Source organism: Pseudoduganella ginsengisoli, from assembly GCF_009720865.1.
Lineage (GTDB): Bacteria > Pseudomonadota > Gammaproteobacteria > Burkholderiales > Burkholderiaceae_D > Rugamonas > Rugamonas ginsengisoli.
Genome location: NZ_WNLA01000010.1, coordinates 123688 through 149655, shown reverse-complemented (window position 1 = coordinate 149655; position 25968 = coordinate 123688). Strand labels below are relative to the sequence as shown.

Below are 25968 nucleotides of genomic sequence, written 5' to 3'. Positions count from 1 at the left end.
TTATAGAAAGCATCCGCGACTGCTAAATTGGTGTCAAGAGGAAAGTAATTTATTGCCAGAATGCTGCGGCACGCCCGCCACAAGGCGGCATTTACCAGCGGATTTTTCCAACCAACATATCTTTATACATGACCCAATCGCCGATCAAACTATAAATTGGGTAGGTAAATGTGGCCGGGCGATTTTTTTCAAAGAAGAAATGGCCGATCCATGCAAAACCGTAACCCGCAAACGGCATCATCCAAAACAGCACATAATGCCCGGTCACAATCGCAGCAACCAGAATTAACAGCACCAGCGACGATCCAACGAAATGCAAACGCCGGCATGTGGCATTGGAATGCTCTTGCAGATAAAACGGATAAAACTCGGTAAAAGTATTAAACCGTTGTATCTGCGTCTGCATGTTAATTCTCCTCGATACGGCTCACATAATTCAAATCCGTTTCATCGCCCCACACAAAGACTTTGGGCTCCCGTAAAACCTGCACGAGGAATTGCTGTTGTTCACGCAAGCGGCGGCGGAAGTCCGGCAGCGAATACAGGTTGGGGTTGATTTTACGGCGCAGAATACGTTCCGCAACGGGAAGCCGAGACAGCAATTCACCATAGCTGGTGTTATCGCCAATCAGCAGCAATTCAATCTTGCCTTCAGTGGCTTCCTGTTCCATGGCGCTGGCGCCATAAACAAAGGCGACATTCAATACATCGCCCAGCGGCGACAACGCGGAATTCAATACACTGACAAGGCCGAAGGTTTTACGCACGAGGCTCGATAACTCTTCGTACACGAGACTGTCTTTATTGGGACGGAAACGGCGTACATTGCCAATGCGCTCGGAAACAATCAATCCGGAATCATGCAGGCGGCGCAATTCACGTTGCGCAGATGCACTGCCGAGCCCCGTGAGACGCATGATCTCGTTCAGGTGAAAACCATCGTTGACGCGGACGAACATCAACCCCAGTAGCTTTTGCTGGGCGGGTGTGAAGAGGGCTTGGGCGATCATGGGCCAAATCTTAGCACGTATGCGCCAGCTTCTGGCACAGAGAGCATGCACTTTCGCTATTGCATAGAGGAACACCAACAGACAGCTGACGCGCCGGTGCGACAGTAGCCTGCCGCCGCCGCATGGCAACCGGCCATCGGCAACACTGGCGCGGACGCATCAATTGAATGGCAAGAACGCTGCACATCGCACATGCAAATAGCCCATTTCTATTAATGATTACCGGGGATTGATTAAATCAATGTATCAGGCGTGAATTAAAATTTCTCCGCGCCATACAATTTTTTTGCTCGATTTTTTAGCAGTGCGTGCTATAGTGAAGACGTGAAGTACAGGTGTGCCGGGGTTGCTGAGCGGGACCGGACAGGTACTTCGCAAATGGCCACTCTTGTAGGGTGGCCATTTCTTTTTGCGCCACTGCTTTACAGATATTGTTTAAACCAGCCGAGTATCTCTTCCCGCGCTTGTGATCTGTATTTCGTCAACCCGTGATCGCCGCCGGGATAAATCACCAGCTTGTGCGGCTGGTTTCTTTCTTTCAGTTTTTCGGCCATGACTGAAGCGTTTTCTACAGCCACATTTTTATCGGCATCGCCATGCAGCAATAAGATGGGCAATGCAGGATCGAGCTTATCCATCCAATAAATGACGGAACGGTCTTTTAATAGCCGGTCACGGTTCGCAGCAAATCCTGGAATATAGTTAACCATGGCCCGTTCCATTTCCGGGCGGCGAGGCAATTCCGTCACCATATCCGAAATGCCGCCCCAGATGGCAATGGCTTTAATGCGCCGAGTGCGCGCAACCATACGGTAAGTCATGATGCTGCCCCGGCTAATACCAAACATGCCAATACGGTTGGCGTCCGCTTCCGGTATGCCATCGATTATCGGCAATAAGGCCATGACGTCCGCGACATCGCTGCCGCCATATTCATCCCTGCCTTCGGTTTGTACGCCAGGCAACTTGGTACCGCGGTACTGGCTTGCCACGATAATAAAGCCCTGATCTGCCCAGTCCATATGAATACGCGCCACATTTTCCAATGTAATTTGGCCAAGGCTGCTGTTACCGCCCCGGTTATAAATCAATACCGGTAGTTTCTTTTGTGCCGTTGATTTGGGAATGACGGCGTAACCCGGCACATTGAATCCATCCACTTGGTACGTGAAGGCATAGCAGGCCAGCCGCTCTTCCAAACGCTGCAATTTCTCGGATTTGAATGCCGCCGGCTCGTCAAAGCAGGGGCGCTGGCGGACGACGGAGGGGGCAGACGAGAACAGCTGCGCCGCAGCTATTCCCGGCAGTAAGGTCAGTACCAGCGCCAAGTGGCGCCGGTAGCGGGAGAAAAATGCAGGCATGCTAATTGATAAATTGAAAATATTATCATGCCTGCCCAACCATTATTTCGGGAAGTTATAGACCAGCGTGTAAGCGCCAGCACCCGAATACGACTTCACTTGCGCGTAGTAATAACCGGCCGTACCGTTATACGAAATGGATTCCGACGACGTCGAGCCTTCGCTGGAGGCAACTTTTACCCATGCGTTGCCGGAATATTTGTACAAGAACAAGTCGAAATCTGTACCTGCCGGGCCCGTCAGCTGCAGCGTAAAGGTGCCTGCGCCAGCCGACACATAGCCAGGCGACGCGCTCGGTGCGTTGGCGCTGCCGCCGGATGCCAGCGTGCCGGTCTGCGTCACGCCGGTGTATTTCGCAAACACGTTGCGCACAGCGCCTTCATTGACGGCATGCCATGGATAGCCCAACGTGCGCATGCGCGAGTTTTCCGTCGGGCGATACTTGCCTGCAGTGCAATATTGCCCGCCCTGGAACACGCCGACCGTGCCGTTGGCATACATGCCTGGCTGCGTCGGTACCGGCGTGCTGGCAGAAATCAAATTGCCCCACTTTACGGAACGCGTGCCGTTGAGCGAAACGTCAACTTGCGCTGGCTCGGCCGACGTGTCGCACGTGCCGTACTCGTATTCATCGGCCAGCGCAAATGCCGTGTGGCCGATTTCGTGCAGGGCAATTTCAATCGACTGGTCCGCCATCGACAGTGTGGCCACATCGCCGCCGGAACCGCCATATCGGGTGGAATTCGAAATCACGACAATCACGTCGCGCTCATCCGGCTTCAACACGGAACCAACGATGTTGTACACCTTGGTGGAATCCACGCACAGCAAGCGGTCGATGTTGTAGCAGCCGAACGCGCCATCCATGGCCGTGTCTTTATAAATGCCCTTGTCGATTTCGTCGGCGCCGGACTGGTTACTGGCCACGTCCACGCGGCGGATATTCATCGACGATTTATTCGCGGCAAAGACAGGGTCGGCCAGGAAGCCATTGATGACTTTTTGTGCATCAGCTTGCCACTTGCCCATTTCCGCTGCCGTGTAGCCGTCGCCGACAAACACGTAATCCATCTTGATGCCGGAAGGACCATTGTTGAGGATGGTGGTGGCCGTCGCGGCAGGCACTGCAGCTAACGCGGTTTTGCTACTGGCCTGGCTGGTGGTGGCCAGCTGTTCCAATGCGGCGCGGCCATAGGTCGCCAGCGGCGTGGTGGCTGCGGCGGTTTTGGCCGCCGAGTTGCCATGAACGACTGGCAACACTTCTACCGTCGCCGTGGCTTTATCAAACGGCAGCGAGACTTCAAACACGCCGTTCGGACGCTTGACGTGCTGCGACACGTCAATGGCGCCTGTTTTACGGTTGAATACTTCGATGTGGCGCTGCTGGCTGTTATGGACGGTCACTTCATGCAGGATATTCCCGGCAGCATCCTTCGCCACCACACGCCACTGACTGCCTTCCGCGCCTTTACGCACGTCTGGCGTGACGGCAAACGTGCCGATTTCAGCATGGGCCGGCGTGAACTCGGTGCCATTGCGGCCTTCCGTGAAGTTCAAGCGCAGGGAAATATTGTCCGCGTAAGCGGCTTGGGAAGCGAGCAAAGCAAGCAATGCTGCGGAACGGCGCAGGTACGGCATGTCAGTCTCCTTTTTTGTAGTGGTGTAGAGACTGTAGAAGGGTTGCAAAAGACGAGCTTGCACAGAAATGCCGGACTTGCACAAACCTGCTGGAACATTGGCGGGTGTCGTATATCTGCAATGTCCGGTACCAACAGGCTTTTGCCGTAAAGCAAAGCGCTTGGTTTGCCTGGACCTATGCTCAGAACTCCTTCATTTCCGGAGCACTGTCATGGCCTATCTCTATGCAAGAGTCGAAGAACTTGAAGAATCCGAAATGGTCGGAACGCAGCAATGCGTTGCGCTGATACGCTTTTATGCCAACGCGCCTGCGACATTCGCATGGCGGCAAGGGGAGCGCGTCATCGACAGCACGTCTCCGATCCAGCCAGGCACCGCCATTGCAACCTTCGTCAATGGCCGCTATCCCAGCCACCAAGCAGGCAACCACGCGGCATTTTATTTGCGGCCGGGAGCGGGCGGGTTCTACGTAATGGATCAATGGAAAAACAAGCCCGATGGAAAAGTATCATCACGCTTCATACCATCGTTGGGCAAAGACAAGCGTGGCAAATTCATCCGTCCCAGCAACAACGCGGATGCTTATTTCATTATCGAGTAATGCCATGCTTACCCGCTGCGGAGTTCTCACGCTGACGCTGTTGTCTTCGCCATGTCTTGCAGCGCAGCAAACCATCATCTGCCCTACCGAACTTGCCCCTTCATCATTGCAGTTGACCCCAGCAATGTCCGGATGGACGTATTTCGCAGAAGCGCCCGTGTATTTGCATGGGGCGGCGCCACTAGCCGGTCCCCCTGAGTCGCGGGCGCATTTGATCCATAGTTCGATACGTCACGGCAAAGATGAGGTGACGTATACGTATGTACTCGATGGACCATCCCCGAATGGCAAATGGATGCAGTGTGCATATGGCGAGCATCATGCGTTGACGCTGTCCATGCGTCTCGCTGACGAAACCGATAGCTGTCAAATCACGCAACGCAAGGGATCCAAGGCAGGCCAATATTCACTGCACATCGTGTGCAGCCAGCCATAAGGTGACGTAAGCGCGCATAAAAAAAGCCACCGCGAAGGTGGCTTTTTTGTCACAGAAGCAACGGCAGATTACTGCGCGTCGCCCTCCGGATGCTGAGCAGCGTGTTCCGACAGCTCTTCCTGCGCGGTGGCGATGGCGGCAGCTTTTTCGGCTTCCAGCAGCGCTTTGCGCTCTTCGGCTTCCCACACTTCCTTCTCGCGGCGGGCGCGGTGGAAGGCCAGGCCGGTACCGCCTGGGATCAGGCGGCCGACGATCACGTTTTCCTTCAGGCCGCGCAGACCATCGCGCTTGCCCATGATCGCCGCTTCGGTCAGCACGCGGGTGGTTTCCTGGAACGATGCGGCCGAGATGAACGAGTCGGTCGACAGCGATGCCTTGGTAATACCCAGCAGCACGTTTTCGTACTGTGCCGGCAGCTTGTTCAGCGCGTTGACGCGGTCGTTTTCTTCCAGCAGTTCCGAACGTTCCACCTGCTCGCCGACGATGTAGTCGGTGTCGCCGGCGTTGGTGATCTGCACGCGGCGCAGCATCTGGCGAACGATCACCTCGATGTGCTTGTCGTTAATCTTCACGCCCTGCAGACGGTACACGTCCTGCACTTCGTCAACGATGTAACGCGCCAGCGCTTCGATACCCAGCAGACGCAGGATGTCTTGCGGATCGGCCGGGCCGTCCACGATCATCTCGCCCTTGTTCACCACCTGGCCGTCGTGCACCAGCACTTGCTTGTCCTTGGTAATCAGGAACTCGTGCTTGTTGCCGTCCATGTCGGTGATTTCCAGACGCTGCTTGCCTTTGGTTTCCTTACCGAACGCAACCGTACCGGTAACTTCCGCCAGCATGCCCGCGTCTTTCGGCGAACGTGCTTCGAACAGTTCAGCAACACGTGGCAGACCACCGGTAATGTCACGGGTTTTCTGCGATTCGGTCGGGATACGCGCCAGAACCTCACCCACGGACACTTGCTGGCCGTCTTTCACCATGATCAGTGCGCCAACCTGGAAACCGATCGCCACAGCGTGTTCGGTACCGGCAATCTTCACTTCATGGCCGTCGTCGTTCAGCAGTTTCACCTGGGGACGCATGGTCTTGGTCAGGTTACCGCGGCGTTTCGCATCGATTACCACCAAGGTCGACAGACCGGTCACCTCGTCCACCTGGCGGGCCACGGTCACGCCTTCTTCGACGTTCTCGAAGCGCACCGTACCGGCGTACTCGGTAATGATCGGACGGGTCAGCGGATCCCACGTTGCCAGGGCGGTACCGGCTTTGACAGCCATGCCATCCTTGACGATCAGGGTCGCGCCGTACGGCACCTTGTGGCGCTCGCGCTCACGGCCGTGGTCGTCGGTAATCAGCACTTCACCGGAACGGGAAATGACGATCTGCGCGCCCTTGCCGTTGGTCACGTAACGCATGGTCGACGTGAAGCGGATGGTGCCGTTCGACTTGGCTTCCACCGACGATGCCACTGCTGCACGCGATGCCGCACCACCGATGTGGAACGTACGCATGGTCAGCTGGGTACCCGGTTCACCAATCGACTGTGCCGCCACCACACCCACTGCTTCACCGGCGTTGACCAGCAGGCCGCGGCCCAGGTCACGGCCGTAGCACTTCGCGCACAGGCCATAACGAGTGTCGCAAGTGAGCGGCGTGCGGACTTTGACTTCGTCGATGCCCACGCGCTCGATCTCTTCCACCATGTCTTCGTCCAGCAGGGTGCCGGCTTCGTACAGGGTTTCCTGGGTTTCAGGGTTGACGATGTCGGTACCTGCCACGCGGCCCAGAATACGGTCGCGCAGGGCTTCGATCACTTCACCACCTTCGACCATTGCCTTCATCAGCGTGCCGTTCGAGGTGCCGCAATCGTCTTCGATCACCACCAGATCCTGCGTCACGTCCACCAGACGGCGGGTCAGGTAACCCGAGTTTGCAGTCTTCAGTGCCGTATCCGCCAGACCTTTACGAGCGCCGTGGGTCGAGATGAAGTACTGCAAAACGTTCAGACCTTCGCGGAAGTTTGCGGTAATCGGCGTTTCAATAATCGAACCGTCCGGTTTAGCCATCAGACCACGCATACCTGCCAGCTGGCGAATCTGTGCTGCGGAACCACGGGCGCCCGAGTCAGCCATCATGTAAATCGCGTTGAACGATTCCTGGGTGGTCTGGGTGCCGTCACGCTTGGTGACTGCTTCCACTTTCAAGTGATCCATCATGGCCTTGCCGACTTCGTCGGAAGTTTTACCCCAGATGTCGACCACTTTGTTGTAACGCTCGCCGGCCGTCACCAGACCCGAAGCGTACTGCTGCTCGATCTGTTTAACTTCCGCTTCAGCGGTGGAAATCATGGTTTTCTTGACTTCCGGAACCAGCATGTCGTCCACGCAGATGGAGATACCGGCGCGGGTTGCCAAGCGGAAGCCCGACTGCATCAGCTGGTCGGCAAACACCACGGTAGCGCGCAGGCCGCACTTGCGGAACGACGTGTTGATCAGTTTCGAAATTTCTTTCTTCTTCAGTGCGCGGTTCAGCACGGAAAATGGCAGACCTTTCGGCAGGATTTCCGACAGGATGGCGCGGCCGACCGTCGTTTCATAACGGGTCAGGGTGCGCACGAACTCGCCGGTTGCCGGATCTTTTGGATGCTCGACGATACGCACGGTAATGCGGGTCGCCAGTTCCACTTCCTTGTTGTCGTACGCGCGGATCACTTCCGACACGTCCGGGAACATCATGCCTTCGCCCTTGGCGTTGATGGCTTCGCGGGTCGCGTAGTACAGACCCAGCACGATATCCTGCGAAGGAACGATCGATGGTTCGCCGTTCGACGGGAACAGGATGTTGTTCGACGCCAGCATCAGCGTACGGGCTTCCATCTGTGCTTCGATCGACAGCGGCACGTGAACTGCCATCTGGTCACCGTCGAAGTCAGCATTGAATGCCGCGCAGACCAGCGGGTGCAGCTGGATAGCTTTGCCTTCGATCAGCACTGGCTCGAACGCCTGGATACCCAGACGGTGCAGCGTTGGTGCACGGTTCAGCATGATCGGGTGTTCGCGGATGACTTCTTCCAGGATGTCCCACACCACCGGCTCTTGCACTTCGACCAGCTTCTTCGCAGCCTTGATGGTCGTTGCCAGACCCATCAGTTCCAGCTTGTTGAAGATGAATGGCTTGAACAGTTCCAGGGCCATCAGCTTCGGCAGACCGCACTGGTGCAGTTTCAGCTGTGGACCCACCACGATGACCGAACGGCCCGAGTAGTCGACGCGCTTACCCAGCAAGTTTTGACGGAAGCGGCCGCCCTTACCTTTGATCATCTCTGCCAGCGACTTCAGCGGACGCTTGTTGGCGCCGGTCATCGCTTTGCCGCGACGGCCGTTGTCCAGCAGCGAGTCCACTGCTTCTTGCAGCATACGCTTTTCGTTACGCGTGATGATCTCTGGAGCGCGCAGCTCCATCAGGCGTTTCAGACGGTTGTTACGGTTGATGACGCGGCGATACAGGTCGTTCAGGTCGGAAGTCGCAAAGCGGCCGCCGTCCAGTGGCACCAGTGGACGCAGTTCCGGCGGCAGCACCGGCAGCACTTCCATGATCATCCACTCAGGCTTGATGCCGGAACGCTGGAACGCTTCCAGCACTTTCAGGCGCTTCGCGTATTTCTTGATCTTCGCTTCGGACTTCGATTCCTTCAGTTCCACGCGCAGGGCTTCGGCATCGCGGTGGATGTCGATCGAGCGCAGCAGTTCACGGATACCTTCCGCGCCCATGTAGGCGGTGAAGTCGTCGCCGTACTCTTCGTACTTGGCGGCGTAATCGTCTTCCGACATGATCTGGCACTTCTTCAGCGGGGTCATGCCAGGATCGGTCACGACGTATGCTTCGAAGTACAGTACGCGTTCGATATCGCGCAGCGTCATGTCCAGGACCATACCCAGACGCGACGGCAAGGACTTCAGGAACCAGATGTGGGCGGTTGGCGAAGCCAGTTCGATGTGGCCCATGCGCTCACGGCGCACTTTGGCCAGCGTGACTTCAACGCCGCACTTTTCGCAGATCACGCCGCGGTGCTTCAGGCGCTTGTACTTGCCGCACAAGCATTCGTAGTCTTTGATCGGGCCAAAGATCTTGGCGCAGAACAGGCCGTCCCGTTCCGGTTTAAACGTACGGTAGTTGATGGTTTCCGGCTTTTTAACTTCGCCGTAGGACCACGAACGGATTTTTTCAGGCGAGGCCAGACCGATCTTGATCGCGTCAAAGCTCTCGTTTTGCTGTACTTGCTTGAATAAATCGAGCAGGGCTTTCATGTATCACTCCAGGTAGTGATGAATTCTTAAACTTGCCCGGTTGACTAAGCAACCGGGCTGCGCGCGGTATTAGTTGCGTTCCAGGTCGATGTCGATACCCAGGGAACGGATCTCTTTCACCAGCACGTTGAACGATTCCGGCATACCTGCGTCGATCACGTGATCGCCCTTCACCAGGTTTTCGTACACTTTGGTACGGCCGTTCACGTCGTCCGACTTCACAGTCAGCATTTCCTGCAGCACGTACGATGCGCCGTACGCTTCCAGTGCCCACACCTCCATCTCACCGAAGCGCTGGCCACCGAACTGGGCTTTACCGCCCAGCGGCTGCTGCGTCACCAGCGAGTATGGACCGGTCGAACGCGCGTGCATCTTGTCGTCCACCAGGTGGTGCAGTTTCAGCATGTGCATCACGCCCACGGTGACTTTGCGCTCGAATGCTTCGCCGGTGCGGCCGTCGTACATCGTGACCTGATTCTTCGAAGCGGTCATGCCCAGGTGCTGAGCGATGTGGTCAGGGTACGCCAGGTCCAGCATGCGGCGGATTTCCGACTCGTGCGCGCCGTCGAACACCGGCGTTGCGAATGGCACACCCTTCTTCAGGTTGTGCGCCAGCGACATGATCTCGTCATCGGTGAAGTTGGCGATGTCTTCCGAACGGCCCGTCTCGTTGTAGACGGTGGTCAGGTACTTGCGCATTTCTTCGACTTTGATCTGCTGTGCCAGCATCTCGCCGATACGGATACCCAAACCTTTTGCTGCCCAACCCAGGTGGGTTTCCAGAATCTGACCCACGTTCATACGGGAAGGAACACCCAGCGGGTTCAGCACCACGTCGGCCGGCGTACCGTCCGCCATGTATGGCATGTCTTCCACTGGCACGATACGGGAAACCACACCCTTGTTACCGTGGCGGCCTGCCATCTTGTCGCCCGACTGCAGGCGGCGTTTCACGGCCAGGTACACTTTCACCATCTTCTGTACGCCAGGCTGCAGTTCATCGCCTTGCGTCAACTTCTTGCGCTTCTCTTCGAAGGCCAGGTCGAACTGGTGGCGCTTCTCGTTGATGGATTCCTTGATGGCTTCCAGTGCAACGGCTGCATTGTCTTCCGCTGGGCGGATGTCGAACCAGTGGTACTTGTCCAGATCGTCCAGGTATTCCTTCGTGATCTTGGCGCCTTTTGCCAGCTTCTTCGGACCGCCGTTCACAACCTGGCCGATCAGCATTTTTTCCAGACGCTGGAACGCGTCGCCTTCCACGATACGCATCTGGTCGTTCAGATCCAGACGGAAGCGCTTCAGTTCGTCGTCGATAATTTGCTGGGCGCGCTTGTCGCGCACGATGCCTTCGCGGGTGAACACTTGCACATCGATGACGGTACCGACCATGCCCGAAGGCACGCGCAGCGACGTGTCTTTCACGTCGGATGCTTTTTCGCCGAAGATCGCGCGCAGCAGTTTTTCTTCCGGGGTCAGCTGGGTTTCGCCTTTTGGCGTCACTTTACCAACCAGCGTGTCGCCGGCTTGCACTTCCGCGCCGATGTACACGATGCCGGACTCGTCCAGACGGGCCAGTTGGTTTTCCGCCAGGTTCGAGATATCGCGGGTGATTTCTTCCGCGCCCAGTTTCGTGTCACGCGCCACCACGGACAATTCTTCGATGTGAATCGACGTGTAACGGTCGTCTTTGACGACGTTTTCCGAAATCAGGATCGAGTCTTCGAAGTTCAGACCATTCCATGGCATGAACGCCACGGTCATGTTCTGGCCCAGTGCCAGTTCGCCCAGGTCGGTCGATGCGCCGTCAGCGATCACGTCGCCCTTGGCAACACGGTCGCCCACTTTGACGATAGGACGCTGGTTGATGTTGGTGTTCTGGTTGGAACGGGTGTACTTGATCAGGTTGTAGATGTCCACACCGACTTCACCAGCCTGTGCTTCTTCATCGTTCACGCGAATCACGACACGGCCCGCGTCGATGTAGTCCACCACACCGCCACGCAGCGCTTGCACGGTGGTGCCGGAGTCGACTGCCACGGTGCGTTCAATACCGGTACCGACCAGCGCCTTTTCAGGACGCAGGCAAGGCACAGCCTGACGCTGCATGTTGGCGCCCATCAGTGCACGGTTCGCGTCATCGTGCTCCAGGAATGGAATCAGCGAAGCTGCAACGGACACGATCTGGCCTGGCGCAACGTCCATGTACTGGATACGCTCTGGCGATACCAGGATGGTTTCGCCGGCTTCACGGGCCGAAACCAGTTCGTCGCTCAGCTTGCCTTCGGCATTGATGGTCGCGTTTGCCTGAGCAATGATGTAGCGGCCTTCTTCAATCGCGGACAGGTAGTCGATCTTGTCGGTGACGACGCTGTTTTCCACTTTACGGTACGGGGTTTCCAGGAAACCGTACTCGTTCAGGCGGGCGTACAGAGCCAGCGAGTTGATCAGACCAATGTTCGGGCCTTCAGGCGTTTCAATCGGGCACACACGGCCGTAGTGGGTCGGGTGCACGTCGCGCACTTCGAAGCCGGCGCGTTCGCGGGTCAGACCGCCAGGGCCCAGAGCGGAGACACGGCGCTTGTGGGTGATTTCCGACAGCGGGTTGGTCTGGTCCATAAACTGCGACAGCTGCGACGAACCGAAGAACTCACGGATAGCAGCCGAGATCGGCTTGGAGTTGATCAAGTCGTGCGGCATCAGGTTGTCGGCTTCCGCCTGGCCCAGACGCTCTTTGACGGCGCGCTCAACACGCACCAAACCGGCGCGGAACTGGTTTTCCGCCAGTTCACCCACGCAGCGTACGCGGCGGTTACCCAGGTGATCGATGTCGTCGACTTCGCCGCGGCCATTGCGCAGTTCCACCAGGATCTTGATCACAGCCAGGATGTCTTCGTTCGACAGCGTCATCATGCCGGTCAGTTCATCACGGCCGATACGGCGGTTGAACTTCATGCGGCCGACAGCCGACAGGTCGTAACGGTCTGGGCTGTAGAACAAGCCATTGAACAGGGCTTCCACCGACTCTTCGGTTGGTGGTTCGCCTGGACGCATCATGCGGTAGATCGCGATACGGGCTGCGGTCTGGTCGACGGTGTCGTCGATACGCAGGGTTTGCGAAATGTAGGCGCCCTGGTCCAGGTCGTTGGTGTACAGCGTCTGGATGTCGGAAATGTTCGCGTCGCGCAGCTTGTTCAGCGTTTCTTCGGTCAGCTCGTCGTTGGCGTTGGCCACCACTTCGCCGGTTTCCGGATCCACGATGTTCTTCGCCAGCACACGGCCCAGCAGGTAGTCTTCTGGCACGGAGATGTGCTTCAAGCCGGCAGCGTCGATGTCGCGCACGTGCTTGGCGTTGATACGCTTGTCCTTCATGACGATGGTCTTGCCCGTCTTCGGATCGACGATGTCGAAACGCGCAACTTCGCCACGCAGGCGCTCAGCCACGAATTCCATTTCGCCGCCTTCCGAACGCAGGTGGAAGTTGTCGAACACGAAGAAGTTCGCCAGGATCTGTTCCGGCGTCATGCCGATTGCCTTCAGCAGGATCGATACCGGCATCTTGCGGCGGCGGTCAACGCGGAAGTACAGGATGTCTTTCGGGTCAAACTCGAAGTCCAGCCACGAGCCACGGTAAGGAATGATACGTGCCGAGAACAGCAGCTTACCGGACGAGTGGGTCTTGCCGCGGTCGTGCTCGAAGAACACGCCAGGCGAGCGGTGCAACTGAGAAACGATCACACGTTCGGTACCGTTGATCACGAACGAACCGGTCGTCGTCATCAGCGGCAGTTCGCCCATGTACACTTCCTGCTCTTTCATTTCTTTCACAACCGGCTTGGTTGGCGATTCCTTGTCCAGGATCACCAGGCGCACCTTGGCGCGCAGCGGGGATGCGAAAGTCAGGCCGCGCAGTTGGCATTCCTTAACGTCAAACGCGGGGTCACCCAGCACGTACGACAGGAACTCCAGGCGTGCGAAGCCATTGTGGGAGACGATAGGGAAGATCGACGTGAAAGCCGATTGCAGGCCTTCATTCTTGCGTGCGGACGGAGCAGTATGCTCCTGCAAGAAGTTTTCGTAGGACTCGAGCTGGGTCGCCAGCAGGAACGGAACGTTGTGGACGTTGGCGCGCTTCGCAAAAGACTTACGAATGCGTTTCTTCTCAGTAAATGAGTAGTGCATGGACACTCCGTGAGTGACAGGAAAGGATAGAAAATTCAAGTTTCTTCATACAGACGAAACTTCAATCCGCTATCATCTCCAGGTCGGTGAAACGAACAAGGTGACTTACTACTAGTACAGCTAAACCAAATGCAGACGACAAAGGAGCCAAAGCCGATACGCCCCCCTTCCGGAGGGAGTATCTGACTTTGGCTCTCGGCGTTTAAACTACCCGCCGGTACAACAAGATTACTTCAGTTCAGCCTTGGCGCCAGCTTCTTCCAGCTTCTTCTTAGCGGCTTCAGCGTCAGCTTTCGACATAGCTTCTTTAACGGTCTTAGGTGCGCCGTCCACTACGTCTTTAGCTTCTTTCAGGCCCAGGCCGGTGATTTCACGAACAACTTTAATCACGCCAACTTTGTTCGCGCCAACGTCGGCCAGAACCAGGTTGAATTCGGTCTGCTCTTCAGCAGCAGCTGCACCAGCAGCTGCGCCGCCGGCTGCTGGAGCTGCCATTGCAGCTGCCGATACGCCGAACTTCTCTTCGAACGCCTTAACCAGGTCGTTCAGTTCCATTACGGACATTTCGCCTACTGCTGCCAGGATGTCGTCTTTGCTAATTGCCATTTGAAACTCCTAATTGATTTGTATGCTACAGAATTGATTACTTGAGAAAAAAGGTGCGCAACAATTAAGCTGCGGCTTCTTCGGCAGGAGCGCCTTCGCCTTTTTTCGCTGCCAGAGCAGCCAGACCACGTGCAAAGCCCGAAACCGGAGCCAGCATAACGCCCAACAGCTGCGAGATGAGGACTTCACGGCTTGGAATGCTCGCCAACGCGGTAACGCCAGCTACGTCGAGCTGTTTACCTGCGTAGTTACCAGCTTTCACAACCAGTTTGTCGTTGGTTTTTGCGAAATCAGCGATGATTTTCGCAGCAGCAACGGCGTCATCCGAGATCGAGTAGATCAGCGGACCGGTCATGGCGTCAGCCAGAGGAGCGAATTGCGTACCTTCCACGGAGCGACGAGCCAGCGTGTTCTTCAGAACACGCAGGTACACGCCCTGGGCACGCGCCTTAGCACGAAGTTGCGTCAAGTGACCAACCTGGATGCCACGGTACTCGGCCACGACGATGGTTTGCGCAGTTGCTACTTTTGCGGAAACTTCGGCGACGACGGCCTTTTTGTCATTCAGATTGAGACCCACGGTCAACCTCCTTAAATGATACTGGGCAAATGCCCGGTATCGGTTCGAACAACGGCGTCCGAGGTTTAGGAGTCCAATGGACTACAGAAACTTGTTCGGGTACACCATCTGCGTTGGGCCGCCCAAGGGCGGATTAACCTTCGGCCTGCCTGCTGCCTCCAGCCCAACGGTCTTTGATTGCCTGGCGGCGCTACTTCCGCAACGCCACCAGCCCAAAGATTCGCCCAGTGTTCATACTGGGACTTAATTCTTTACAGCGCGATGCAGCTATTAAGCAGCCAGACCAGCGTGGTCCACACGGACGCCAGCGCCCATGGTCGACGAGATCGCTACTTTACGCAGGTACACGCCTTTCGACGATGCTGGCTTAGCTTTGTTCAGCGCGTCGATCAGAGCAACCAGGTTGGTTTTCAGATCTGCGTCGGAGAACGACTTGCGGCCGATCGTCGCGTGGATGATACCTGCCTTGTCGGTACGGTACTGAACCTGACCGGCTTTCGCGTTTTTCACAGCGGTAGCCACGTCTGGGGTGACGGTGCCAACTTTCGGGTTAGGCATCAGGCCGCGTGGGCCCAGGATCTGACCCAGGGTACCAACGATACGCATGGTGTCTGGCGAAGCGATGACGATGTCGAAAGGCATGTCGCCGGCTTTAACACGCTCAGCCAGGTCTTCCATACCAACCACGTCGGCGCCGGCTGCTTTAGCAGCTTCAGCCTTGTCGCCGGTTGCGAACACAGCAACGCGAACGGTCTTACCGGTGCCGGCTGGCAGAACCACGGAACCACGAACAACCTGGTCCGACTTCTTCGGGTCCACGCCCAGTTGCACGGATACGTCGATCGATTCGTTGAACTTGGCGGTAGCCAGTTCTTTAACCAGAGCAACAGCGTTGTCGAAGGCGTACACTTTGGTACGGTCTACTTTAGCTTTGATAGCTTGAGCGCGCTTGGACAGTTTTGCCATGATTAGATGCCTTCCACGGTGATGCCCATCGAACGTGCGGAACCAGCGATGGTGCGCACAGCGGCTTCCATGTCGGCAGCGGTCAGGTCCGGGGTTTTCAGTTTAGCGATTTCTTCCGCTTGAGCGCGGGTCAGCTTGCCAACCTTGTCGGTGTGCGGCTTGGACGAACCTTTGGTCACGCCCGAGTGCTTCTTGATCAGGTAGGTTGCTGGCGGGGTCTTCATCACGAACGTGAAGGACTTGTCAGCGAAAGCAGTGATCACTACAGGGATCGGCATGCCTGGCTCCATACCTTGGGTCTGCGCGTTGAACGCTTTGCAGAATTCCATGATGTTCAGACCGCGCTGACCCAGCGCTGGACCGATTGGAGGGGATGGGTTTGCCTTACCAGCTGGCACTTGCAGCTTGATAAAGCCAATGATTTTCTTTGCCATTTGGGCACTTCCTATCGTTGGATTGAGTAGTAGCGCCCCGCCTGGCTATACAACCGGACGGGGCTCCTCTTTGTTCACAGATTTTGACCGGAGCCGCGCTCCGTGGGGGCGCTTAAAACTTAGACTTTCTCGACCTGGCCGAACTCGAGTTCGACTGGCGTTGCACGACCGAAGATGGTGACCGATACGCGCACTTTGGACTTCTCGTAGTTGACTTCTTCGACGTTGCCGTTGAAATCGGTGAACGGGCCATCCTTGATGCGGACTTGCTCGCCCACTTCGTACAGCACTTTTGGCCGTGGCTTTTCCACGCCTTCCTGCATTTGCTGCATGATCTTGTCGATCTCGCGCGCAGGAATCGGGGTTGGCTTGTTCGACTTGCCGCCAATGAAACCGGTGACTTTGCTGGTGTTCTTCACCAAGTGCCACGTTTCATCCGTCATCTCCATTTCCACCAGCACGTAGCCAGGGAAGAAACGGCGCTCGGTGACAGACTTCTGGCCATTGCGTACTTCGACCACTTCTTCGGTCGGCACCAGGATTTGGCCAAACTGGTCTTGCATGCCAGCGCGCTCAACGCGCTCCATCAATGCGCGCTGTACGCTTTTCTCCATGCCGGAATAAGCGTGCACCACGTACCAGCGCTTGTTGCTGACTGGCTTGCTCAGCTCTGCGCCAGCGTCTTGCGCCGGAACATCGCCAGGCGCGTTATCTTGCACATTGTCGCTCATTATTGTTTCCAACCCAGGATTACGTCGTACAACACAAATTCCAACAGCTTATCCGTGCCCCACAGGAACACAGCCATTACCAGCACGAAAGCAAACACGATCATCGTGATTTGCGTCGTTTCCTTACGCGTTGGCCAGACGACTTTTTTCGTCTCGCGAACAGATTCTTTGGCGAAATTCAGGAAATCGCGGCCGGAGGAAGACGTGTATGCAATGCCGGCGGAAATAAGCAAACCAACCACAAGCGCGATGGCACGCACCAGGGTTGGTTGACCTGCCAGGATGAAGAACCCGGCTACGCCTGCAATCGCAGCAACCACGGCCAGCACGACTTTGAACTTGTCGTTCGACGTGCCAACGGTTTGCACGGATTGATTAGACATTTATTTTACTTTCGGTGCCCTGCACCAGAATTCGGTGGCAGGGGCGGAGGGCATCGAACCCCCAACCTTCGGTTTTGGAGACCGACGCTCTGCCAATTGAGCTACGCCCCTACGTAAAACTTACTAGTCGAACTTACTGCTTATTTATTACCACTACTGCTTTATCAGCGCTTTTCCTCGCTGACAGAATCCGTAATTCTAGCACCGAACAGCGTCCGGCGCTAGTATTATTTGGCAGGATTCTTAGGCGATGATCTTGGCAACCACGCCGGCGCCGACGGTACGGCCGCCTTCACGGATAGCGAAGCGCAGACCTTCTTCCATAGCGATCGGGCTGATCAGTTTAACGGTGATCGACACGTTGTCGCCTGGCATAACCATTTCTTTGTCTGCTGGCAGCTCGATCGAACCGGTCACGTCAGTCGTACGGAAGTAGAACTGTGGACGGTAGTTGTTGAAGAACGGGGTGTGACGGCCGCCTTCGTCTTTCGACAGAACGTAGATCTCACCGGTGAAGTGCGAGTGCGGCTTGATCGAACCTGGCTTAGCCAGAACCTGGCCACGCTGAACGTCTTCACGCTTGGTGCCGCGCAGCAGCAGACCAACGTTGTCGCCTGCCTGACCTTGGTCCAGCAGTTTGCGGAACATTTCCACGCCGGTGCAGGTGGTTTTCACGGTGTCGGTGATACCAACGATTTCGATCTCTTCGCCGACCTTGATGATGCCGCGCTCAACACGACCGGTCACAACGGTACCACGGCCGGAAATCGAGAACACGTCTTCCACTGGCATCAGGAACGTGCCGTCAACAGCGCGCTCTGGGGTTGGGATGTAGGAATCCAGGGCTTCAGCCAGGCGCACGATGCAGTCTTCGCCCATTTCGCCTTGCTGGCCTTCCAGCGCCATACGTGCCGAACCTTTGATGATTGGCAGGTCGTCGCCTGGGAACTCGTACTTCGACAGCAGTTCGCGAACTTCCATTTCCACCAGTTCCAGCAGTTCTGCGTCGTCAACCAGGTCGCACTTGTTCAGGAACACGATGATGTATGGAACGCCAACCTGGCGAGCCAACAGGATGTGCTCACGGGTCTGTGGCATTGGGCCGTCAGCAGCGGAGCAAACCAGGATCGCGCCGTCCATCTGCGCAGCACCGGTAATCATGTTCTTGATGTAGTCGGCGTGGCCTGGGCAGTCAACGTGAGCGTAGTGGCGGTTAGCCGTTTCGTACTCAACGTGGGCGGTGTTAATGGTAATGCCGCGTGCTTTTTCTTCTGGAGCAGCGTCGATCTGGTCGTAAGCTTTAGCTTCGCCGCCGAATTTCTTCGACAGAACGGTTGCGATTGCAGCGGTCAGGGTCGTTTTGCCATGGTCAACGTGACCGATGGTGCCAACGTTCACGTGCGGTTTAGTCCGCTCGAACTTCTCTTTTGCCATTTTAGACTCCTAACAATAGATGAGATGCCGGGCAATCGCCCTTCTGTCTTTCGGGAATTTACTACGGGTGTTGCGAATTCTGGTGCCCTTGACGTGGATTGAACACGTGGCCTCTCCCTTACCAAGGGAGTGCTCTACCACTGAGCTACAAGGGCTAATTTTGATGCTGAACGCATCTGGCACTGCAAGAAATCTCTGGAGCGGGTGAAGGGAATCGAACCCTCGTCTTAAGCTTGGAAGGCTTCGGCTCTACCATTGAGCTACACCCGCGAGGTTTCCACTTCACTGCTAATACCCACTCAGTCTCTTGCAAGAAACTTGGTGGAGGGGACTGGATTCGAACCAGTGTACTCTGAGAGAACGGATTTACAGTCCGTCGCCTTTAACCACTCGGCCACCCCTCCGCGGGAACCGCAGAGTATGAAGCAATTACTTTGACTTGTCAACTCCGCTTACGTTTCAGTTTTCACTTCATTTCGTAAGTGACGATGTTTCGTCTGCTTCGGGGCGAGATTATAAGCACACATTTTTCAAACTGCAAGGGTAAATTTTTAGATTTTTCTCATACATCCTTTCGTACAATTAAATTTATCTGCGACAACTTGGAGTAACGCACGTGGAACGCACTGCCGCCTGGCGCAACGCCCTGCCCTCTTGCCTGCTCCTGTTCGCTGTCTATGTCGTGGCGGGCTGCCTGTGCCTGGGCCTCACCATCGGCCCCACTTATGCATCGCCGCTGTTTCCTTCCGCCGGCATAGCGCTGGCCGCCATCTATACGCTGGGGCCCCGGCTGCTGCCCGCCGTGGCGCTGGGCGCCATAACGGTCAACCTGTTCCCGCTGGCCAATGGCGTCGCGGTGGACGGCAGCCAGGCGCTGGCCGCGCTGGCGGCCGGCGCCGGCGCCGCCCTGCAAGCGGGGATCGCCATGCTGTTCCTGCGCCGCACGATGCAGCCAGCCATTGGCGCCAGCCGCCATGTGTTGACGTTCATGCTGTCCACCCCCGTGCTGGCCACGATCAGCAGCACCGTTTCGATGACCGGCGCGGTGTTGCTGGGCAAAGTGGCGCCCGCTGACATGGCGCTGAACTGGTTCACATGGTGGCTGGGCGACACCATCGGCATCTTGCTGGCGGCGCCGCTGACGTGGATTGCCATCGGCCAGCCGCGCGTGCTGTGGCGCCGTCGCCGCATGCTGGTGGGCTTGCCGCTGCTACTGTCCGGCACGGTATTCATTGCCATTTACTTCCAGGCTGAGCATTGGGAAAGTGCGCAGCAAATGCAAACCTTCCGCCTGAAAGCGCAGCAGGCGGGCGACATGTTGCAAGCGCAATTTTCTGAACATGAACGCTTCTTGCACGCCATGTCGCGCGCACTGGGCGATCCGCGCCGCACACTGGCGGCCGATGATTTTTCCGCGCTGGCCACTGGCTATCTCGACAAGCGGCCTGAGCTGGCTTCCATGAGCTGGCTGGTGCCCGTGCGGCGCGACCAGCGCGACGCCTTTGAGCAGTGGGGCAAGGAACAGCTGGCGCCGGATTTTGAAATCCGCGAAGTGGCGGGCCCCCAGCAATTGCAGCGGGCCAGCGACCGCGAACTGTACATGGTCCCCACGTTTATCGAACCGCCGCGCACGCGGCTGTACCGGGGTATCGATTTGCTCAGTGAACCGCTGCGCTCGGATGCTGTCATCCAGGCTTTGCGCACCGGACAACCCGCCGCCAGCGCTCCCCTCAATTTCCTGCAAAAGCAGTCGGCGCGTGCACTGTTGCTGTTGCAAGCCGTGCATCCCGTGGGCGGCGGCGAATCGCCGGGGATGCTGATGATTTCGCTGCAAGTGGAACCGTACTTGCAGCGCATGCTGCAGCAAGTAAATTTTCCATCGCTGCTGGTACGGCTGGAAGACATCACGGGCGGCACCGGCATGCCGCTGGTTGACCACGTGCGCCGTCCGGCACGCAATGGCGATGTGCAGCGCGTGATCAGTTTTGGCGGCCGCCAGTATATGCTGCTGGTGGCGCCGACACCCGCGTACGCGGCAGCCCAGCGCGGGTGGCAAAGCTGGACCGTGCTGACGTGCGGCTTGCTGTTGACGGCGCTGCTGGGCGGCATGATGTTGCTGATTTCCGGCGAGCGCGCGCAAATCCAGGCGCAAGTCAAGGACAGCACGGCGCGCTTGCGGGAACGGGAAGCACGCCTGCAAGCCATTCTCGACAAGGCGGCCGACGCTATTTTGACGATCGGCCTGGATGGCGTGGTGCTGTCGGCCAATGGCGCCGCCGGCCGCTTGTTTGGCTACCCGCCGGAACGCATGGCCGGCGTGCCGCTGGCAACCTTGTTGCCGCCGCGCGAAAACCAGACACCGGCTGAACTGCTGCGCCTGATTGCCAGCGGCGACGCCCACGAATATGAAGCGCTGGGTTATCGCAGTGACAGTTCCGACTTCCCGCTGGCGATTTCTGTCAGCGAAGTGGAATTGCCCGATGAACACTTGTTCGTTGCCATCTTGCATGACTTGACGGAACAGCGCCGCGCGCAAGAACACATCCACCGGCTGGCGCACAATGACCCGCTGACGGGGCTGGACAACCGCCTGTCGCTGAACTTGCGCCTGGACCAGTTGCTGGCCCGCGCACGCCGCATGCAAGGCACGGCGGCCGTGATGTTCATCGACCTCGACCACTTCAAGAAAATCAATGATACGCACGGCCACCAGACGGGCGACTTGCTGCTGGTGGCCGTGGCCAACCGCTTGCGCGACATGCTGCGCGAAGTGGACACCATTGCGCGGCTGGGCGGCGATGAATTCATTATCGTGACCGATTGCGACAGTACGCCGGAAACTGCCGCCATCGTGGCAGTGCGCATCGTTGAAGCGCTGGCGGCGCCGTTTATGCTGGCCGGCAAAACCGTACACACGGGTACCAGCGTGGGCGTCGCCATGTACCCGGCCGACGGCGAAGACAGCGCCACCTTGCTGCGCCATGCGGATACGGCCATGTATGCCGCCAAGAGCCAGGGCCGGGGCAATTTCCAATTCTTTTCCAGTTCCATGAACCGCGCCACGCATGAGCGTTTGCTGATGGAAAACCGCTTGTCGCAAGCGCTGGAAAAACAGGAATTCGAATTGTATTTGCAACCGCAGGTGGCCATGACCGATGGCCGCATTATCGGCGCGGAAGCACTGCTGCGCTGGCACCATCCGGAACTGGGCATGATCAGTCCGGACCGCTTTATTCCCATTGCGGAAGAGTCCGGCCTGATCTTGCCGCTGGGCGACTGGGTGCTGCGGCGCGCGGCACAATTGCTGGTGACCTGGCGCGAGCAGGGGCTCGGCCATTTGCGGCTTGCCGTCAATTTGTCGGCACGCCAGTGCCGTGGCACCAGCCTCGTCCCGCTGCTCGACAAGCTGCTGGCAGACAATGGCATTGCTGCAGCACAGCTGGAACTGGAAATCACGGAATCGGCCGCCATGCAAGACCCGGAAAGCAGCCGCACGCTGCTGCAGGCATTGCGGGCACGGGGCATCAAGGTGGCCATTGATGATTTCGGCACCGGCTATTCATCGCTGAGCTACCTGAAAGAGTTCAAGCTGGACCGTTTGAAAATCGACCGCAGTTTCGTCAAGGATATCGAGACGGATCCCAACGATGCCGTGATTGTCAGCGCCACCATTGCGCTGGCCCATTCGCTGGGCCTGGAAGTCACGGCGGAAGGCGTGGAAACGGAAGCGCAGCGGGCCTTCCTGTGCAGCAAGGGGTGCGAGACGGCGCAGGGCTATTTGTTTGCCAAGCCGATGCCGGTGGAACAGTTTGAAGCAATGGCGGCGGCCATTACTGCGTAGGCGTCAGCGCGACAATCAATTGCGCCTTCAACGCGCGGATCAGTGACGCTTCATCGGGCGGCACGCCTTCCGGCGCCGCCACGGAGCGGTCCGCATAAAACAGCCCCAGCTGCTGCCCCTGCACCACCAGCGGCAGCACGATAAAGCTGCGTGCATCAGGCAGCAACGTGCGGTGCCATGGCGGCAGCAATTCGCGGACCTTGTGCGTGGCCGCATCGGCAATCATCAAATCCGCATCGTTTTGCATCGCCAGGTGGAACAAGTCCGTTCCAGTCAGCGCAAACGTAAAACCCGCCATGCGCTCCACGTGCTTTTCGCCAAACGCAATACGGGCCCGGTACAGGCCGGCACGCATGTCGCGCAGACACACAGTGGCAAAGCGGAAGCCCATGCTGCGGTACAGGGTTTCCAGCACCGCCTGGATCAATTCATTCAAGCGGCTGTGGCCCGCCGCGCGCATTTGCGCGACTTCCTGCACGCCGGCCAGCAACTGTTCGCGCGCATTGTGCGGCTTGCCGCTGGCGTGGGTGCCGGGAGTGGACACTGCGCCACTCTCCATGGTGGCCATCAACAGCACGTCCGGCAACACATTGGCGCCGGCCGCATCCGCTTCATCGCGCGGCCGCAATTGCATGGAGTCGAGCAAGTCATTCATGCCGCTGCGCACGTTGCCCAGCAAGGTCGCCAACTGGTCACGGTCCAGCCCCAGCGCTACGCCATAGCGGTCCAGCAGTGCTTGCAATACGCCTTGCGCAGGGCCCCCTTTGCGGGCCAGGATGCGCGCCACTTCCATGCTGAATGACACCACCACGCGCACCCACTCCGGCTTGCTCTGCGGCGCTTTGACGACGCCGGGCGGCAGCGGGGCTATCGAACGGATGATGGGGTCGGGAATTTTCCATTCATTGAGGATGGCGGCCGACAGCGTGTCATAACTGCTGCCCAGCACGGATTGCGATGCCTGGTTGATCGTATGCGTACCCGCTGCCACCAGCACGCCGATATCGCGGTAGCGCTCATGCTGGTGGGCGGCAATCAACAGCGGTCCGATATTACGGAACAGCGCACCGATCGATGCCTCTTCCGTCCCCTGGTGCGCGCCCGTGCGCGACATTTCCCGCCCCACGAGGCTGGCGCACAGGGCCGCTTCCAGCTCCGTGCGCACGCTTTGTTCCTGGCCTGAATTGATCAGTGTATCGACCAGCATCATGGCCAGCGCCGACGCCTTGACGTTGTTAAAGCCCAGCAGCGAAATCGCGCGCGACACGGTAGTGACAGGCGTGCCGGCCTTGGTGCGGTATTGCGGCGTATTGGCCAGGCGCAGCACTTTTTGCGTGAGCCCCGCATCCGATAACACGTAATAGGCAAGGTCGTGCGTGCCGCCGTCATCCGAATCAATCAGTTGCACGACACGGGCAACGGAGACACCCAGTGCAAACACGTTTTCATCGCCGCACAGCTTTTTCAGCAGCGGTCCGCGCACCGGCCGGGCAGGCTGGTCCGGAGGTTGAAAGGCGATGTTCATTGAAATTCCTGCACTGGATGGCAAGCGCGGCGCGCCTGACTGTCTACCTGAAAGTATATGCTGGTAGTGCGGGAAAGAAACGCAATTCCGTGGGATTTGGAGAGATTTGTACCTGTGGCGGGGCTGTGCCGCCACAGGGTGCTACGTTGAAATTATCAGGCTGTCACGCTTCGTCCGGCGGTAGCGGCGCTGGCTGCTGTCCCAGTTCCGGATCGCGCTCGATGACGTCCAGCAGCGCTTGCACGATTTCCGGATCGAACTGCGCACCGGCGCGGGCCTTGATGTACGTCATGACTTCCGGATACGGCCAAGGCTCCTTGTACGGCCGTTCATGCAACAGCGAATCAAACACATCCACCACGGCCACGATGCGCGCGGAGATGGGGATTTGCTTGCCTTTCAAACCATTCGGATAACCATTGCCATCGAAGTGTTCGTGGTGGCCGCCGGCGATTTCCGCGCCATAGGTCAGGTAGCTGACGCCATCGACCATGTTGGCGGCACGCTCCAGGATGGTGCGGCCGACATCCGCATGGTCTTGCATTTGTGCGCGCTCTTCCGGCGTATGGGCGCCTGGCTTCAGCAAGATATGGTCCGGCGTCGCCACCTTGCCCACGTCGTGCAAAATGCTGGCCAGCCCGATCATGTCGATCAGTTGCGGCGTCACCTCATCGTCATACACGCCTTTTTCTTTCAGGCGGCCGGCAATGGCGGACGACAGCGCCTGCACGCGGCGCACATGGCCACCCGTGCCGCGGTCGCGGAATTCCGCCAGGTCGGCCAGCGCCACGACCGTGGCTTCCTGTGCCTTGCGCAATTGGCCGAAGATATACAGGTTGTCGAATGCCGCCGCGATGCGCTGGCAAAATACTTCCAGCAAGTCGCGCTGGATTTGCGCCAGCGGCCACGGCGGCGTGACGGAAATCGCCACTTCGCGGTTTTCCTGCGTGTGGATGAACAGCACGTTGGCCGGGTGGTCAAACTGGCTTTTCTTTTCCGCAAACGCTTTCGCGATGGTCGGCCACAGCGGGTGGCTGGTCGGCATTTGCTCGTTGTCCGCGAGGGGTGCGTAGCCCCCCGTGGCAGCAACCACCGTCGCCGGGCCGGTGTCGCCCTGCATCAGGCACAGCACACCGTCCGCGCCCACGTCGAGGATCGCGGAAACCTGGTTCAGCACGCCGGAAGCGAATTCCCGCAGCGAGTGAATTTGATACAGGTTGGTGGCGCCGGCCAGGATCTTGCCCAGGCCGATGCGGGAACGCTCCAGCATATTCAGGCTCTCATACGCGCGCAGCGCAGAGATCACGGTCGTGAACAGCTTTTGCGTGGTCAGTTCCGTCTTTGCCTTGTAATCGTTGATGTCGTATTCAATGATGACGCGCTGTTCCGGCGCCTGGCCCGGCTGGCCCGTCCGCAGCACGACACGCACGATCGAGTTGTGCAATTCTTCGCGGATGCGGCGCGCCAGCAGCAAGCCCGCATCGTCAGTTTCCATCACGACATCGAGCAGCACCAGCGCGATGTCCGGCGTATCGCGCAGGATTTCAAATGCTTCCCGTCCAGAGTGGGCGGAAAACAATTCCAGTTCACGGCCTTTGAAGCTGACATTGCGCAGGGCAAGGCGGGTGACGGCGTGGACATCGACGTCATCGTCGACAATCAAGACACGCCACAGGCGCTGGTCGGGGGAAGACTGGCCGGAAGCTGGCGTCTCATCTTCATCCTCGTCGAGCAGCCAGTTGTCATCTGCGGCATTTGATTCGGTCATACAGTCTCCCAGGTCGCACTGTTCGGATTGCGGCAGTGCGGTTCGCGCTCGAGCCGGCGCTCACGTCACGTCTAGTTCCCAGCATAATCAGAATTTAATACCATGACAACCCCTACCCCTGAGAGCGGCGCATCCTGGCAACATTCTGCAAAAAGCCCTGAAACC

18 protein-coding genes and 4 tRNA genes are annotated in these 25968 nt (G+C 57.9%); 3 read left to right on the top strand and 19 right to left on the bottom strand.

What is annotated here, in order from left to right; translation table 11 throughout:
* Positions 1-91: 91 nt before the first annotated feature.
* The 4 genes from GM668_RS16055 to GM668_RS16040 all read right to left on the bottom strand — a co-directional run bounded on the left by GM668_RS16055 (position 92) and on the right by GM668_RS16040 (position 4009).
* Positions 92-406 carry an Mpo1-like protein gene (locus GM668_RS16055; protein WP_155439970.1) on the bottom strand — a complete coding sequence of 105 codons (315 nt, stop codon included), beginning with the start codon at positions 404-406 and terminating at the stop codon, positions 92-94.
* Position 407: 1 nt separating this feature from the next.
* Positions 408-1010 carry a helix-turn-helix domain-containing protein gene (locus tag GM668_RS16050; RefSeq protein ID WP_155439969.1) on the bottom strand — a complete coding sequence of 201 codons (603 nt, stop codon included), beginning with the start codon at positions 1008-1010 and terminating at the stop codon, positions 408-410.
* Positions 1011-1432: 422 nt separating this feature from the next.
* Complete coding sequence (locus GM668_RS16045) at positions 1433-2371, bottom strand: alpha/beta hydrolase family protein (RefSeq protein ID WP_155439968.1); 939 nt, start codon at positions 2369-2371, stop codon at positions 1433-1435.
* A 42-nt stretch (positions 2372-2413) separates the two neighbouring features.
* Complete coding sequence (locus GM668_RS16040) at positions 2414-4009, bottom strand: M64 family metallopeptidase (protein ID WP_155439967.1); 1596 nt, start codon at positions 4007-4009, stop codon at positions 2414-2416.
* A 211-nt stretch (positions 4010-4220) separates the two neighbouring features.
* On the opposite strand from GM668_RS16040, the gene GM668_RS16035 reads away from it, so the two are divergent.
* Both GM668_RS16035 and GM668_RS31755 read left to right on the top strand, forming a co-directional pair.
* Positions 4221-4610: a BPSL0067 family protein gene (locus tag GM668_RS16035; protein WP_155439966.1), complete on the top strand. Its 390-nt coding sequence runs from the start codon at positions 4221-4223 to the stop codon at positions 4608-4610.
* Positions 4507-5046 (top strand): STY0301 family protein, encoded by a 540-nt coding sequence (locus GM668_RS31755; protein WP_371868711.1) that lies wholly within the window; start codon positions 4507-4509, stop codon positions 5044-5046. The genes GM668_RS16035 and GM668_RS31755 overlap by 104 nt, the downstream gene beginning before the upstream one ends.
* A gap of 68 nt (positions 5047-5114) precedes the next feature.
* Here GM668_RS31755 and rpoC read toward each other — a convergent pair whose 3' ends face one another.
* The 13 genes from rpoC to GM668_RS15970 form a co-directional block, all read right to left on the bottom strand.
* Entirely contained in the window at positions 5115-9356 is a 4242-nt protein-coding gene (gene rpoC, locus GM668_RS16030) for a DNA-directed RNA polymerase subunit beta' (protein WP_155439965.1), read from the bottom strand.
* A gap of 69 nt (positions 9357-9425) precedes the next feature.
* Positions 9426-13535, bottom strand: a complete 4110-nt coding sequence (gene rpoB / locus GM668_RS16025; RefSeq protein ID WP_155439964.1) for a DNA-directed RNA polymerase subunit beta — start codon at positions 13533-13535, stop codon at positions 9426-9428.
* 228 nt (positions 13536-13763) lie between these two features.
* Positions 13764-14141 carry a 50S ribosomal protein L7/L12 gene (gene rplL / locus GM668_RS16020; protein ID WP_155439963.1) on the bottom strand — a complete coding sequence of 126 codons (378 nt, stop codon included), beginning with the start codon at positions 14139-14141 and terminating at the stop codon, positions 13764-13766.
* 64 nt (positions 14142-14205) lie between these two features.
* The gene (gene rplJ, locus GM668_RS16015; RefSeq protein ID WP_170305665.1) at positions 14206-14721 is read right to left on the bottom strand and encodes a 50S ribosomal protein L10; all 516 of its coding nucleotides are present in this window, start codon (positions 14719-14721) and stop codon (positions 14206-14208) included.
* A gap of 270 nt (positions 14722-14991) precedes the next feature.
* Positions 14992-15687, bottom strand: coding sequence for a 50S ribosomal protein L1 (rplA, locus tag GM668_RS16010; protein ID WP_155439961.1), 696 nt, complete (start codon positions 15685-15687; stop codon positions 14992-14994).
* Positions 15688-15689: 2 nt separating this feature from the next.
* Positions 15690-16121 carry a 50S ribosomal protein L11 gene (rplK, locus tag GM668_RS16005; RefSeq protein WP_155439960.1) on the bottom strand — a complete coding sequence of 144 codons (432 nt, stop codon included), beginning with the start codon at positions 16119-16121 and terminating at the stop codon, positions 15690-15692.
* Between the two features lie 119 nt (positions 16122-16240).
* Positions 16241-16852 (bottom strand): transcription termination/antitermination protein NusG, encoded by a 612-nt coding sequence (gene nusG / locus GM668_RS16000; protein WP_155439959.1) that lies wholly within the window; start codon positions 16850-16852, stop codon positions 16241-16243.
* On the bottom strand, positions 16852-17235 hold the full coding sequence (secE, locus tag GM668_RS15995; protein WP_155439958.1) for a preprotein translocase subunit SecE: 384 nt from the start codon (positions 17233-17235) through the stop codon (positions 16852-16854). The genes nusG and secE overlap by 1 nt, the downstream gene beginning before the upstream one ends.
* A gap of 35 nt (positions 17236-17270) precedes the next feature.
* Positions 17271-17346 (bottom strand) — tRNA-Trp (locus GM668_RS15990).
* A gap of 132 nt (positions 17347-17478) precedes the next feature.
* Positions 17479-18669: an elongation factor Tu gene (gene tuf, locus GM668_RS15985; RefSeq protein WP_155439957.1), complete on the bottom strand. Its 1191-nt coding sequence runs from the start codon at positions 18667-18669 to the stop codon at positions 17479-17481.
* A gap of 80 nt (positions 18670-18749) precedes the next feature.
* Positions 18750-18824, bottom strand: a tRNA-Thr gene (locus tag GM668_RS15980).
* 41 nt (positions 18825-18865) lie between these two features.
* Positions 18866-18939 (bottom strand) — tRNA-Gly (locus GM668_RS15975).
* Between the two features lie 49 nt (positions 18940-18988).
* Positions 18989-19073, bottom strand: a tRNA-Tyr gene (locus GM668_RS15970).
* Positions 19074-19285: 212 nt separating this feature from the next.
* Here GM668_RS15970 and GM668_RS15965 point away from each other — a divergent pair.
* Entirely contained in the window at positions 19286-22510 is a 3225-nt protein-coding gene (locus GM668_RS15965) for an EAL domain-containing protein (RefSeq protein WP_170305664.1), read from the top strand.
* Here GM668_RS15965 and GM668_RS15960 read toward each other — a convergent pair.
* Positions 22500-24035 (bottom strand): HDOD domain-containing protein, encoded by a 1536-nt coding sequence (locus tag GM668_RS15960; RefSeq protein WP_155439955.1) that lies wholly within the window; start codon positions 24033-24035, stop codon positions 22500-22502. The two genes, GM668_RS15965 and GM668_RS15960, sit on opposite strands and share 11 nt — an antisense overlap.
* A 163-nt stretch (positions 24036-24198) precedes the next feature.
* Positions 24199-25803 carry a DUF3369 domain-containing protein gene (locus GM668_RS15955; RefSeq protein WP_155439954.1) on the bottom strand — a complete coding sequence of 535 codons (1605 nt, stop codon included), beginning with the start codon at positions 25801-25803 and terminating at the stop codon, positions 24199-24201.
* Between the last annotated feature and the right edge of the window lie 165 nt (positions 25804-25968).

What these genes read in the sequence shown, in the direction of transcription:
- GM668_RS16055 (WP_155439970.1), bottom strand. Translation starts at nt 406, where the DNA reads ATGCAGACGCAGATACAACGGTTTAATACTTTTACCGAGTTTTATCCG.
- GM668_RS16050 (WP_155439969.1), bottom strand. Translation starts at nt 1,010, where the DNA reads ATGATCGCCCAAGCCCTCTTCACACCCGCCCAGCAAAAGCTACTGGGG.
- GM668_RS16045 (WP_155439968.1), bottom strand. Translation starts at nt 2,371, where the DNA reads ATGCCTGCATTTTTCTCCCGCTACCGGCGCCACTTGGCGCTGGTACTG.
- GM668_RS16040 (WP_155439967.1), bottom strand. Translation starts at nt 4,009, where the DNA reads ATGCCGTACCTGCGCCGTTCCGCAGCATTGCTTGCTTTGCTCGCTTCC.
- GM668_RS16035 (WP_155439966.1), top strand. Translation starts at nt 4,221, where the DNA reads ATGGCCTATCTCTATGCAAGAGTCGAAGAACTTGAAGAATCCGAAATG.
- GM668_RS31755 (WP_371868711.1), top strand. Translation starts at nt 4,507, where the DNA reads ATGGAAAAGTATCATCACGCTTCATACCATCGTTGGGCAAAGACAAGC.
- rpoC (WP_155439965.1), bottom strand. Translation starts at nt 9,356, where the DNA reads ATGAAAGCCCTGCTCGATTTATTCAAGCAAGTACAGCAAAACGAGAGC.
- rpoB (WP_155439964.1), bottom strand. Translation starts at nt 13,535, where the DNA reads ATGCACTACTCATTTACTGAGAAGAAACGCATTCGTAAGTCTTTTGCG.
- rplL (WP_155439963.1), bottom strand. Translation starts at nt 14,141, where the DNA reads ATGGCAATTAGCAAAGACGACATCCTGGCAGCAGTAGGCGAAATGTCC.
- rplA (WP_155439961.1), bottom strand. Translation starts at nt 15,687, where the DNA reads ATGGCAAAACTGTCCAAGCGCGCTCAAGCTATCAAAGCTAAAGTAGAC.
- rplK (WP_155439960.1), bottom strand. Translation starts at nt 16,121, where the DNA reads ATGGCAAAGAAAATCATTGGCTTTATCAAGCTGCAAGTGCCAGCTGGT.
- nusG (WP_155439959.1), bottom strand. Translation starts at nt 16,852, where the DNA reads ATGAGCGACAATGTGCAAGATAACGCGCCTGGCGATGTTCCGGCGCAA.
- secE (WP_155439958.1), bottom strand. Translation starts at nt 17,235, where the DNA reads ATGTCTAATCAATCCGTGCAAACCGTTGGCACGTCGAACGACAAGTTC.
- tuf (WP_155439957.1), bottom strand. Translation starts at nt 18,669, where the DNA reads ATGGCAAAAGAGAAGTTCGAGCGGACTAAACCGCACGTGAACGTTGGC.
- GM668_RS15960 (WP_155439955.1), bottom strand. Translation starts at nt 24,035, where the DNA reads ATGAACATCGCCTTTCAACCTCCGGACCAGCCTGCCCGGCCGGTGCGC.
- GM668_RS15955 (WP_155439954.1), bottom strand. Translation starts at nt 25,803, where the DNA reads ATGACCGAATCAAATGCCGCAGATGACAACTGGCTGCTCGACGAGGAT.